The organism is Bacillus siamensis, assembly GCF_051628075.1.
In the GTDB taxonomy this organism is placed as follows: Bacteria; Bacillota; Bacilli; order Bacillales; family Bacillaceae; genus Bacillus; species Bacillus siamensis.
This window is the reverse complement of the sequence record NZ_CP155579.1, coordinates 3,736,211-3,748,685: the sequence shown is the minus strand read 5'-3', so window position 1 is coordinate 3,748,685 and position 12,475 is coordinate 3,736,211. Positions and strand designations below refer to the sequence as shown.

At 47.8% G+C, this 12,475-nt stretch carries 10 protein-coding genes and 1 pseudogene; all 11 read left to right on the top strand.

Annotation, left to right across the window (positions count from 1 at the left end; translation table 11 throughout):
• The first annotated feature begins 30 nt into the window (after positions 1-30).
• Complete coding sequence (deoC, locus tag ABDB98_RS18595; protein ID WP_016937441.1) at positions 31-699, top strand: deoxyribose-phosphate aldolase; 669 nt, start codon at positions 31-33, stop codon at positions 697-699.
• A 92-nt stretch (positions 700-791) separates the two neighbouring features.
• On the top strand, positions 792-1,973 hold the full coding sequence (locus ABDB98_RS18590; RefSeq protein ID WP_045925564.1) for a NupC/NupG family nucleoside CNT transporter: 1,182 nt from the start codon (positions 792-794) through the stop codon (positions 1,971-1,973).
• A gap of 27 nt (positions 1,974-2,000) precedes the next feature.
• A complete protein-coding gene (locus ABDB98_RS18585; protein ID WP_438420945.1) occupies positions 2,001-3,302 on the top strand; it encodes a pyrimidine-nucleoside phosphorylase in 1,302 nt (433 codons plus the stop codon).
• Positions 3,303-3,439: 137 nt separating this feature from the next.
• Positions 3,440-3,694: pseudogene (locus ABDB98_RS18580) on the top strand (lipocalin-like domain-containing protein); the annotation flags it as partial.
• Positions 3,695-4,011: 317 nt separating this feature from the next.
• Positions 4,012-4,329, top strand: a complete 318-nt coding sequence (locus ABDB98_RS18575; protein ID WP_071182073.1) for a hypothetical protein — start codon at positions 4,012-4,014, stop codon at positions 4,327-4,329.
• 417 nt (positions 4,330-4,746) lie between these two features.
• Positions 4,747-6,582, top strand: a complete 1,836-nt coding sequence (locus ABDB98_RS18570; RefSeq protein WP_438420944.1) for a beta-glucoside-specific PTS transporter subunit IIABC — start codon at positions 4,747-4,749, stop codon at positions 6,580-6,582.
• Positions 6,583-6,600: 18 nt separating this feature from the next.
• Positions 6,601-7,998 carry a glycoside hydrolase family 1 protein gene (locus ABDB98_RS18565; protein WP_438420943.1) on the top strand — a complete coding sequence of 466 codons (1,398 nt, stop codon included), beginning with the start codon at positions 6,601-6,603 and terminating at the stop codon, positions 7,996-7,998.
• 81 nt (positions 7,999-8,079) lie between these two features.
• A complete protein-coding gene (locus ABDB98_RS18560) occupies positions 8,080-8,526 on the top strand; it encodes a universal stress protein (RefSeq protein ID WP_049627663.1) in 447 nt (148 codons plus the stop codon).
• A 146-nt stretch (positions 8,527-8,672) separates the two neighbouring features.
• Positions 8,673-9,584, top strand: coding sequence for a DMT family transporter (locus tag ABDB98_RS18555; RefSeq protein WP_438420942.1), 912 nt, complete (start codon positions 8,673-8,675; stop codon positions 9,582-9,584).
• Between the two features lie 141 nt (positions 9,585-9,725).
• On the top strand, positions 9,726-10,790 hold the full coding sequence (locus ABDB98_RS18550) for a polysaccharide lyase family 1 protein (RefSeq protein ID WP_438420941.1): 1,065 nt from the start codon (positions 9,726-9,728) through the stop codon (positions 10,788-10,790).
• A 243-nt stretch (positions 10,791-11,033) separates the two neighbouring features.
• On the top strand, positions 11,034-12,473 hold the full coding sequence (locus ABDB98_RS18545; protein WP_438420940.1) for a DEAD/DEAH box helicase: 1,440 nt from the start codon (positions 11,034-11,036) through the stop codon (positions 12,471-12,473).
• The last annotated feature ends 2 nt before the right edge of the window (positions 12,474-12,475 follow it).

Below are 12,475 nucleotides of genomic sequence, written 5' to 3'. Positions count from 1 at the left end.
ACGTATCCTAGGAAAAAGGAAGTGCATACAATGTCAATTGCAAGTCAAATAGACCATACTGCTTTGAAACCGCATACACAAAAAGCAGATATTTTACAACTGATAAAAGAAGCAAAAGAGTATAAATTCGCTTCCGTTTGTGTGAACCCGACTTGGGTCAAACTCGCAGCGGAGGAGCTGAAGGGCACGGGAGTTGACGTTTGCACCGTTATCGGATTCCCTCTCGGCGCAACGACATCGGAAACAAAAGCATTTGAAACGAAGGATGCCATTTCAAAAGGAGCCACTGAGGTTGACATGGTCATCAATATCGGCGCATTAAAAGACGGTGATGATGAGGCTGTTGAGGCTGATATCCGCGCGGTAGTTGAAGCAGCTGATAAAAAAGCGCTCGTCAAAGTGATCATCGAAACATGCCTTTTGACAGACGAAGAAAAAGAGCGTGCGTGCCGTTTGGCGGTATCCGCAGGCGCCAATTTCGTCAAAACGTCTACCGGTTTTTCTACAGGCGGAGCAACGGCTGAAGACATCGCTCTTATGAGAAAAACAGTCGGACCGGACATCGGGGTCAAAGCATCAGGCGGCATCAGAACAAAAGCTGATGTTGACAGCATGATTGCAGCGGGCGCGAGCCGGATCGGCGCAAGTGCGGGCGTCTCTATCGTGAGCGGCGGAGACAGCGGCAGCAGCGACTATTAATCAGCAGTGCGGAAGCCGAAAGCTTCCGCCATCCTCTTTCTTTGTTGATGCATAAAAAATTGTAAGCGAATACAAATAAAAGGAGAACACATATGAAGTATCTCATCGGAATTATCGGTATCATTGTGTTTTTAGGTCTTGCCTGGCTCGCCAGCAACGGCAAAAAAAGAATCAGAATCCGGCCGATCGCCGTCATGCTCGTGCTGCAGCTGGTTCTCGGTTACATTCTCCTCAACACCGGTATCGGGAATTTTCTTGTCGGCGGTTTTGCAAAAGGATTTAACTATTTGCTGGAATATGCATCAGAAGGGATTAACTTTGTATTCGGCGGACTTGTGAATGCGAAACAGACGACGTTCTTCATGAGCGTGCTTCTGCCGATCGTCTTTATATCCGCTTTAATCGGGATTCTGCAGCATTGGAAGGTTCTCCCCTTCATCACGAAGTATATCGGTCTTGCGTTAAGCAAGGTGAACGGAATGGGGAAAATCGAATCTTACAACGCTGTCGCCTCCGCAATTTTAGGGCAATCAGAAGTGTTTATCAGCTTGAAAAAACAGCTCGGCTATCTTACTGAACAGCGCTTATACACGCTTTGCGCATCTGCTATGTCGACGGTCTCAATGTCGATCGTCGGTTCTTACATGATGATGCTGAAGCCGGAATACGTCGTGACGGCGCTTGTGCTGAACTTATTCGGCGGATTTATCATCGCTTCTATCATCAACCCGTACACCGTCAGCAAAGAAGAGGATTTGATCGTCGTTCCTGAAGAAGAAAAGCAATCCTTTTTTGAAGTGCTCGGTGAGTATATAATGGATGGATTCAGAGTCGCCGTTGTCGTAGCGGCGATGCTGATCGGATTTGTCGCACTCATTGCCTTGGTCAACGGCGTTTTTAACGCAGTCTTCGGCATTACATTCCAGGCGCTGCTCGGCTATGTCTTCGCGCCGTTTGCGTTTTTAACCGGTATTCCGTGGAATGAAGCGGTGAGCGCGGGAAGCATTATGGCGACGAAAATGGTATCGAATGAATTTGTGGCGATGCAGACGCTCTCATCCGGCGATTTCCATTTCAGCGCGCATACTCAGGCAGTGGTATCGGTATTCCTTGTCTCATTTGCGAATTTCTCCTCTATCGGTATCATTACGGGTGCGGTGAAAGGACTGCATGAAAAGCAAGGAAACGTCGTCGCGCGGTTCGGGCTGAAGCTGCTGTACGGCGCAACGCTCGTCAGCTTCCTGACAGCGGCGATCGTGGGATTGATTCACTGAACATAATTGAAGGACAGGTGATAGATCATGAGAATGGTAGATCTTATTGTAAAAAAACAAAACGGAAAAGAACTGACAACAGAAGAAATTCAATTTTTTATAAAAGGATATACGGACGGAAGCATCCCTGATTATCAGGCAAGCGCCCTTGCCATGGCGATTTACTTTCAGGATATGACAGATCAGGAGCGCGCCGATCTGACAATGGCAATGGTCAATTCAGGGGAAACGATTGATCTCTCCGCCATCGAAGGCATCAAGGTCGACAAGCACTCTACGGGCGGGGTCGGCGACACGACGACTCTCGTACTCGCACCGCTCGTCGCGGCGCTCGGCGTTCCCGTTGCTAAAATGTCCGGACGCGGCCTCGGCCATACGGGGGGGACCATTGATAAACTGGAAGCGATCGAAGGCTTTCACGTGGAATTGTCAAAAGATGAATTCATCAAGCTTGTGAACCGCGACAAAGTAGCCGTCATCGGACAAAGCGGCAACTTGACGCCTGCCGATAAAAAGCTGTATGCGCTGCGTGATGTAACGGGTACGGTGAACTCCATCCCGCTGATCGCAAGCTCCATTATGAGTAAAAAAATCGCCGCCGGAGCCGATGCGATCGTGCTTGACGTCAAAACGGGAGCCGGCGCGTTTATGAAAACGGATGAAGACGCCGTGAACCTCGCCAAAGCAATGGTCCGCATCGGAAACAACGTCGGCCGCCAGACGATGGCCGTGATTTCTGACATGTCGCAGCCGCTCGGTTTTGCGATCGGGAATGCCTTGGAGGTTCAAGAAGCCATTGATACGTTAAGAGGGGAAGGCCCTGAAGACTTAAACGAACTCGTCCTCACGCTCGGCAGCCAAATGGTCGTATTGGCGAAAAAAGCCGAGACATTGGAAGAAGCGAGAACGAAGCTGCAGGAAGTCATGAAAAATGGCAAAGCGCTTGAAAAGTTCAAAGAGTTCCTGAGCAATCAGGGCGGAGACGCTTCCGTCGTTGACGAACCGTCCAAACTTCCGCAGGCGGTTTACAAAATTGACGTCCCGGCAAAAGAAGCGGGTGTCGTTTCAGAAATCATCGCTGACGAAATCGGCGTCGCAGCGATGCTGTTAGGCGCGGGACGTGCGACAAAAGAGGACGAAATCGACCTTGCCGTCGGCATCATGCTCCGTAAAAAAGTCGGTGACAAAGTCGAAAAAGGAGAGCCGCTCGTCACCCTTTACGCCAACCGCGAAAACGTTGACGACGTGACCGCCAAAGTCTATGACAACATCCGCATCTCAGAAAAAGCGGAAGCACCGAAGCTGATTCATACGCTGATTACGGAATAAGAACAGAAAGGCACATACCCCATCAGTATGTGCCTTTTTTTATAGCATGGTTTTATCCAAATGAATGTCATGAACGGATTGTTTTGGCTGTTTCTTTCTCAAAAAATAAATGAGATAGCACAGGATCATACAAGGGATTCCGCAGACACGGAAAAAACATCACAGCCACAATCAAAACCCCAAAAACCATCTGGCTTAATACAAACGGCACCATTTCCGGGGAAATGAACGGAACCTGGACAATAACCGGCAGCAGCAAAGCCCGAATCAACCTGAACGGCACAAATTATGACGGCGCCTTCCTGAAAGAATGGGATTCAGAGAGGAAGAAAGAAGTCGTGACGTTCAGTGTGCTGAGCAGTGATGGGGAGGCTGTTTGGGGAGCGGAGTGATCCGGACTTAGGACCTTCTTTTAATTAAGAAGGTTCTTTTTTTTATAATATAAAAAATCACTTCAAAGTAATTAATACTCTATAATTTGCTCTAGAGGTTGTTTTATAAGTGCAGTATCTCTTAAAAAGCCTTAAATTATATTTGGGATAAAAATACTTATATTGAATTTCAGATTTAGATATAGAAACAGTGTAGAGAAGGGAACTGGGATCCGTTTTACCGGATATCCTATGTGATATTGGTGTGAGCTTAATTGGCAGGAGTTGATATTATAGCTATAGCCCATAACATGAATCTATTTAGAAGGTGACTTGATTTGTTTATAAAATATGATGAACTTGAGTTATTAGAGCTGTTTTTGAATGAACCGGTAAGTATAGCGGATAATCCAGATGCCGGAGAATTAATATATTCTGTAAAAGATACTAAAGGGTTTAAACTGGTGCTATTTGTAGATGTGTATAAGATGGAATGCGATGTAAGTCTGACTTATGATGAATCCATCGTTTTTCATTCGAAGCTGAATAATGTTACACAATTGAAGAAAGTAAACAATAATATGATCATTTGTATTAAGGATGAAGAAAAGATAAAGGTAGCTTTTGAAGAGCAATTCGGTATCTTTTTGCTGTGACAAGGAAGTTTTAAAAGCATATCAGAACAGAAAAAACTCTATTAAAAAAGCAGATTGCCGCTAGATGCTTGATTAGTGAAAACACTAATCAAGTTTCTGTTTTAAGTTATGCTAGCATTACATAAGTAACATAATATGAATCACTAAAACACAACAATTAAAATGTAAGCGTTGACACCCCATAAATCCAGTGCTAAAGTATACATATCAACCCAATATCATTCACCTAGGATTGTTACTGCAAACCGCAGGCAAAACCTAAATTGTGTCAGACAGGGGAAGACCCCCGTGTGCTGTGCAGTTTAGGTTTTTTTTATACCCTTTTTTGGAGGTGATGCTGATTTCATAACAAAAAAAGCCGGAGAAAGGCGGCCACCTTTCGTCCGGCAGTTCCCCCATTTTTAAGGAGGTATACTCATGGACTATCATAAAATATCAAAAGAGATAGTACAACTTGTCGGCGGGGAGGAGAATGTTCAGAGTGTCATCCATTGCATGACGCGGCTTCGTTTTAATCTGTATGACAATGCGAAAGCAGATCGGGACGGGCTGGAACAGGCGGAAGGCGTGATGGGGACAAATATCAGCGGCGAGCAGTTTCAGATCATTATCGGCAATCATGTGCCGAAGGTGTATCAGGCTTTGATGGAGTGCAGCGGGCTCAGCAATGAAAGCGCAAACAAAACGTCAAAGCAGAAGAAAAACGTGCTGAGTGCCGTGTTTGATGTGATTTCCGGCGTGTTTACACCGATTCTGCCGGCCATTGCCGGGGCGGGCATGATAAAAGGACTTGTCGCGTTAGCGGTGACATTCGGCTGGATGTCGGAGAAGAGCCAGACTCACAGCATTCTCACGGCTGTCGGTGACGGTGCGTTTTATTTTCTGCCGATTTTGCTTGCGGTAAGCGCGGCGAGAAAATTCGGCTGTAATCCGTACGTGGCGGCTGCTGTGGCGGGTGCGATTTTGCATCCGGATTTGACGGCCTTGCTTGGGTCTGGGAAAAGCATCTCCTTTATCGGTCTTCCTGTAACCGCTGCCACGTATTCATCGACAGTCATTCCGATTTTGCTGGCGATCTGGCTGATGTCCTATGTGGAGAAGGGAATCGACCGAATCACTCCTTCTTCTTTGAAATTGATTGCCGTTCCGATGCTTACGCTTGTGATCGTCGTGCCTGTCACACTGATCACAGTCGGCCCGCTCGGCGCGATTCTCGGAAATGATCTGTCTGTCGGCGTCAATTATTTGTTCAGTCATGCGGGGATTGCCGCAATGATTCTGCTGGCCGGCACATTTTCGCTCATCATTATGACGGGGATGCATTATGCGCTTGTGCCGATCATGATCAATAACATCGCTCAAAACGGACATGATTACATTCTGCCTGCGATGTTTTTGGCGAACATGGGGCAGGCCGGCGCGTCATTTGCGGTTTTCTTGAAATCAAAAAACAAAACCTTTAAGTCACTCGCATTTACGACGAGCATTACGGCTTTGATGGGCATAACCGAACCTGCCATGTACGGCGTCAACATGAGATTGAAAAAACCGTTCGCGGCTGCTTTAATCGGCGGCGCGGCAGGCGGAGCTTTTTACGGTGTAACGGGCGTCGCTTCCTACATTGTCGGCGGAAACGCGGGTCTGCCGAGCATTCCGGTCTTTATCGGGCCGACGTTTCTTTACGCGCTGATCGGGCTTTTTATCTCGTTTGCGGCGGGTATGGCGGCGGCACTGCTGATCGGGTTTGAAGATGTACAGTCCGAACGGGACAAAGCATCTGAAACGCCGGGTGTGACGGCAGGCGGAGAAATCATTCACAGCCCGATTAAAGGCGAAGTGAAAGCATTAAGCGAAGTGAATGACAGCATGTTTTCCGGCGGAATGATGGGTAAAGGTTTTGCGATTCTGCCTGAAGAGGGCGCGGCGGTTTCTCCCGTAGAAGGCAGGGTGACAGCCGTATTTAAAACAAAGCACGCCATCGGCATTACGAGTGCCCTGGGAGCCGAAATTCTCATTCATATCGGGCTTGATACGGTACGGCTGGATGGCAGGCATTTTGAAATGCACGTCAAAGAAGGCGATGCCGTCGCGCCGGGAGATCTGCTGATTACTTTTGATATCGAAGAGATAAAGGCTGCCGGCTTTGACGTGATGACGCCGGTCATCATTACGAATACGGATCAATATTTATTTACAGACGTGAAAAAACGCGGAATGGTCAAACCGAACGAAGCGCTTTTGGCGTTATCCTGAAAAAGAGGTGGAGAAAACATGAAGAGATTTCCGGAAGGTTTTTTATGGGGCGGCGCAACGGCTGCCAATCAGATTGAAGGAGCTTATAAAGAAGGCGGCAAAGGACTTTCTACGGCGGATGTCTCCCCGGACGGCATTATGTCTCCGTTTCATGAGACGGACGATGCGCTGAATCTGTATCACGACGCGATTGATTTTTATCACCGCTATCAAGAGGATATCGCCCTGTTTGCGGAAATGGGCTTTAAAGCGTTCCGCACCTCCATTGCGTGGACGAGAATTTTTCCGAACGGTGATGAAGCAGAGCCGAACGAAGAAGGGCTGCAATTTTACGACCGTCTTTTTGACGAATTGAGGAAACATCAGATTGAACCGGTCGTCACGATTTCTCACTATGAGATGCCGCTCGGTCTGGTGAAAAATTACGGCGGCTGGCGAAACCGCCAAACGGTCGATTTTTATGAACGGTACGCCCGCACGGTTTTCACCCGTTATAAAGACAAAGTGAAATATTGGATGACCTTCAATGAAATCAACGTCGTTCTCCACGCTCCGTTTACAGGCGGCGGTCTTATATTCCGGGAAGTCGAAAATAAACAAAACACGATGTACCAAGCAGCCCACCACCAATTTGTGGCGAGCGCGCTGGCGGTAAAAGCCGGCCATGAGATCATCCCGGATTCACAGATCGGCTGCATGATCGCCGCGACGACAACGTATCCGATGACGCCGAAGCCGGAGGATGTATATGCGGCAATGCAAAAAGAGCGGAGCACGCTGTTCTTTTCTGATGTGCAGGCGAGGGGCAGCTATCCGGGCTACATGAAGCGCTTCTTTAAAGAAAACGGAATTACGATCGAGATGAAGGAAGGAGACGAGGCGCTCCTGAAAGAACATACGGTGGATTACATCGGCTTCAGCTACTACATGTCGATGACGGCCAGCACGGCGCCTGAGGATCTGGCGCAATCTAAAGGGAATCTTCTCGGCGGCGTGAAAAACCCGTACCTGAAATCTTCGGAATGGGGCTGGCAGATTGATCCGAAGGGATTGCGCATCACCTTAAACACGCTGTACGACCGTTATCAGAAACCGCTCTTTATCGTCGAAAACGGGCTCGGCGCGGTTGATGAGCCGGAGGAAGACGGAAGCATTCAGGATGACTACCGCATCGATTATCTGCGTGATCATTTAATAGAAGCAAGAGAGGCGATTGAAGACGGCGTCGACCTGATCGGCTACACGTCGTGGGGGCCGATTGACCTCGTCAGCGCCTCAACAGCAGAAATGAAAAAACGCTACGGCTATATTTATGTTGACCGCGGCAATGACGGAAAAGGCACGTTTGAAAGAAAGAAAAAGAAAAGTTTTTATTGGTATAAAGACGTCATCGCCACAAATGGAGAAAGTCTGTAAACACAATGTTCCGGAGAAAGCCGGCAAAATTGACATTCAGCAATGAGAGGAGGACAATAAAAGCAGAAAGGCGGGATTCATATGTTTAAAAAAATTCTTGCAGCAGTAGACGGTTCAGACATGAGCAGCAAAGCTCTGGATGCAGCGATCCATCTGGCGAAAGAACAGCAGGCGGAACTCACCATTCTCTATGCGGGACGTGAAGCCGTTGTCTCCACAACAGCCTTAACCGGAATTGTCTATGTTCCGGAAAACTTCATTGAAGACATCAAACATGAAGTCGCGCAAAAAGGAGCAGCCATTCTGGAAGATGCCAAGCAGAAAGCGGCGGAAAGCGGAGTAAACGCGGAAAGCCTGTACGTTCAAGGCGAACCTGCACATCAAATTTTAAACATAGCGAAAGAACAGCATTTCAATCTGATTGTCGTCGGAAGCCGCGGAATCAGCGGATTTAAAGAAATGATGCTCGGAAGCGTGAGCCACAAAGTCTCACAATTGTCTCCTTGCCCTGTACTGATCGTTCATTAACAGACGGCCCTGCTGATGCGGGGCTTTTTTTATGAGAAAAGACCTCCGTCTTTCGAAAAATAGGATGAAATCTTCCTCTGAATCACGTAAAATGGCTGTTAGTATTTGTCTGAATAAACAGTCAATGATATGGAGGAAGCGAATCAATGCAAGCTGAACAAGCATCAAATGCCGTCATCAAAATGGTCATTTCCATGGTCATTTTCGGATCAATCGGCTTTTTCTCAGAACATACGAATGTGCCTTCAATTGAACTGGTCTTTGTGAGATGTCTGTGCGCCTCATTGTTTCTGGGCGTTTGCTGGTTTGGTTCCGGACGGTACCGCACCGAACAATGGAACCGGCGTGAGGTGCTGCAGACACTGGCCTGCGGATTTTTTCTCGTGCTGAACTGGGTGTTTTTATTTAAATCATTTGAGGAAACATCAGTGACGATAGCAATTTCCGTTTATCATTTGGCTCCGGTTCTCGTTCTTCTCCTCGGGAGTCTCCTATACCGGGAAAAACTGCATCTTGTGTCCGTCAGTTCCATCGTGATTTGTTTTCTGGGCACCGCCCTGATTTCTGGCATCAACGGAAATACGTCATTTTCTCAGCTGATGGGATCGGGGATTATTTGGGCTGTGCTGGCCGCCCTTTTTTACGCCTTTACGACACTGGCCGGGAAAGGTATCAACAGCCTCAGCCCATATGCCGTCACCTGTTTGCAGACCGGATTGGGCGTCATCATTCTTCTCCCGTTCGTCCGTTTCGGTGCTTTTTCTGATTTGTCGCAGGTGAACTGGATCATGATTGTATCGACCGGCATCATTCACACGGGAATTGTGTATTTGCTCTTTTTTGACAGCCTGCGGTTTTTATCCACCCGGTTTATTTCGATCATCGTATTTCTTGATCCGGCTGTGGCGATCGTGCTTGACACCGTGTTTACGGGATTTCGCCCCGATCTTTATCAATCTTTGGGGATTGTGATGATTTTCGCGGGGATGGCGCTGTCCTTGATTCGAAAGCATAAAGCCGTGCCGGCGGAGGCTCAGGCAGACAGCACCCGTATATAGGCGGCCGTATCGGCTGCTTTTTTTGTTTTGGGGCTTTTCAGCCACAATGAAAAAGAAGACAAACAGATCATGGAAAAAGAGGATAGTAATTGTATAATACTTCATGTACTTACAATTTAAGAGATTAAAGGAGTGAAGGGCATGATCAAGAAGACGCGTCATCTCGCTTTCTTAGCTGCACTCGGATTTGCGCTTTGTCTGGCCATCGTATGTTCCGCATCCAAGCAGGCAGAAGCGGCAGCGGCGTATCCGGATGTGATGCAGGGACTTACCGGATTTGCGGGAAATGCGAAGGATCATAACGGAAAAGCAAAATCCGCCGTATCGGGAGGCCAGGGCGGCCCCGTCGTCTACGTCAGCAATCTCAATGATTTGAAAAACAATGCGGGCGGGGCGGACCGCAAAACCATTGTCATCACAAGTGATATTTACTCCCCGGGTAAAGCTGTCGTGACAGTCGGCGCCAATAAAACCATCGTCGGCTCTTATACCAGCCACAGGCTGACCAACATCTATCTGACAACAGGCTCCGGATCAAACAATGTGATTTTCAAAAATCTCATTATCGGCCATAGTGCAGCTATTACGGGCAACAATGACATTCCGATGTACATAGCGAACGGACAGAATTACTGGATTGACCATGTGTGGTTTGAAGGGCACAGCTACAATCCGAACAGCCACAGCGATTTGGGAAAGCTTCTGTATGTCGGCGCCAAAGCGGATTTTGTGACGCTGTCTAATTCTAAATTCTCCGATCATCTGTACGGCCTGATTCTCGGTTATCCGAATGATGATAACGAAGGACGCAATTATATCGGCTATCCGCATATGACGATCACCAACAACTATTTTAATAACGTCTATGTCCGTTCACCGGGCCTGATGAGATACGGCTATTTTCACGCGAAAAACAACTATGTGACCAATTTCAATTTAGGATTTACCATTCATACAAACGCGACTGTCTTCTCAGAAGCCAACTACTTCGGCAACGGAAATGAAAAAGGCGGAATGATAGACGACTACGGGACGGCCCAATTCACTGACATCGGTTCATTCCCGTCGCTCATAGCTCCGAAATCACCGCGCACCGGCTGGAATCCGAGATCCAATTACAGCTACGGCACGCTTTCAGCGCAGGATGCCAAAAACTTCGCCCAATCCTACGCGGGAGCACAAAATACAAATCTCCGCTATCCATAATACGAAAAACCGCCCTAGCCGGCGGTTTTTTTATATGAGTAAAAGGTCATAAGTTCCTGTACTCTCTAAAATAACCTTTAATGTCTACTTATATTATGGATTTGTATTACAAGTGGGATATCTATAAAATTTTTAAAAAAACAAGTGAAAAAGCAGTCCCCCGAATGTTCCGGCAAAACGTCAGGGTAAAGCGGCGGCGTTTCGCGTATAATGAGGGGAGCCGGACAGAGAAGGAGTTTAGTCATGAATGAGTTTAATGAATACGCGATCAGCCCCGATATCCAACGGGCGCTGAAAGGATTGCAATACACCGAGCCGACTGAAGTGCAGAGGCGCGTCATCCCCGCCGCGCTGCAAAAAAAAGATCTCGTCGTCAAATCGCAGACGGGCAGCGGCAAAACCGCAGCCTTCGGCATTCCGATCTGTGAGCTTGCGGAGTGGGAGGAAAACAAACCGCAGGCCCTGATTTTAACGCCGACCCGCGAGCTTGCGGCGCAGATTAAAGAAGATATCACAAATATCGGCCGTTTTAAACGGATAAAAGCCACGGCGGTTTTCGGAAAAGCTTCTTTTGATAAACAGAAAACCGAACTGAAGCAAAAAAGCCACGTCGTTGCCGGAACGCCGGGGCGTGTGCTTGATCATATAGAGAAAGGGACGCTGCCGCTTGAACGGCTGGCGTATGTAGTGATTGACGAAGCGGACGAAATGCTGAATATGGGATTTATTGAACAGGTGGAAGCCATCATTCAGCATCTGCCGAAAAACAGAGTCACCATGCTCTTTTCAGCGACGCTCCCGGACGACGTCGAGAAGCTGAGCCGCACATATATGAAAGACCCTGAATTGATTGAAGTAAAAGCGGAAGGCCTGACGACAAAAGATATTGAGCATTTTGTCACCGGAACAGCAGAAGAGGACAAATCATCATTGCTGCGTGATGTCCTGATCACCGAAAATCCGGACAGCTGCATCATATTCTGCCGGACAAAAGAAAGAGTCATCCAGTTAACCGATGAGCTGGACAGGCTGGGCTATCCTTGCGATAAAATTCACGGCGGCATGGTGCAGGAAGACCGCTTTGACGTCATGAATGAGTTCAAGCGCGGCGAGTTCCGCTATCTCGTTGCGACCGATGTTGCCGCCAGAGGAATTGATATTGAAAACATCAGCCTCGTCATCAATTATGACATTCCGCTTGAAAAAGAAAGCTATGTGCACCGCACCGGCCGAACGGGCCGCGCCGGACACCGCGGCCGGGCCATCACGTTTGTGACGCCGTTTGAGGGGCGGTTTCTGAATGACATTGAGACATATATCGGTTTCCGCATCCAAAAGCGGGAAGCACCGTCAGAAAAAGAAACAGCGGAACGGAAAGCGGCTTTTGCGGAAAAACTGAACGCCCGCCCAGACGTCAAAACAGACAAAAGCGAACAGTTAAGCAAAGACATCATGAAACTGTACTTTAACGGCGGAAAGAAAAAGAAAATCAGAGCCGTTGATTTCGTAGGAACGATCGCCAAAATTGACGGTGTGACAGCTGACGACATCGGCATTATCACAATTATGGACAACGCCTCTTACGTTGAGATTTTAAACGGAAAAGGCCCTCAAGTTCTCAAAGTGATGAAGAACACAACCGTCAAAGGGAAAAAGCTCAAGGTGAATAAAGCGAATAAATGATG

What these genes read in the sequence shown, in the direction of transcription:
- deoC (WP_016937441.1), top strand. Translation starts at nt 31, where the DNA reads ATGTCAATTGCAAGTCAAATAGACCATACTGCTTTGAAACCGCATACA.
- ABDB98_RS18590 (WP_045925564.1), top strand. Translation starts at nt 792, where the DNA reads ATGAAGTATCTCATCGGAATTATCGGTATCATTGTGTTTTTAGGTCTT.
- ABDB98_RS18585 (WP_438420945.1), top strand. Translation starts at nt 2,001, where the DNA reads ATGAGAATGGTAGATCTTATTGTAAAAAAACAAAACGGAAAAGAACTG.
- ABDB98_RS18570 (WP_438420944.1), top strand. Translation starts at nt 4,747, where the DNA reads ATGGACTATCATAAAATATCAAAAGAGATAGTACAACTTGTCGGCGGG.
- ABDB98_RS18565 (WP_438420943.1), top strand. Translation starts at nt 6,601, where the DNA reads ATGAAGAGATTTCCGGAAGGTTTTTTATGGGGCGGCGCAACGGCTGCC.
- ABDB98_RS18560 (WP_049627663.1), top strand. Translation starts at nt 8,080, where the DNA reads ATGTTTAAAAAAATTCTTGCAGCAGTAGACGGTTCAGACATGAGCAGC.
- ABDB98_RS18555 (WP_438420942.1), top strand. Translation starts at nt 8,673, where the DNA reads ATGCAAGCTGAACAAGCATCAAATGCCGTCATCAAAATGGTCATTTCC.
- ABDB98_RS18550 (WP_438420941.1), top strand. Translation starts at nt 9,726, where the DNA reads ATGATCAAGAAGACGCGTCATCTCGCTTTCTTAGCTGCACTCGGATTT.
- ABDB98_RS18545 (WP_438420940.1), top strand. Translation starts at nt 11,034, where the DNA reads ATGAATGAGTTTAATGAATACGCGATCAGCCCCGATATCCAACGGGCG.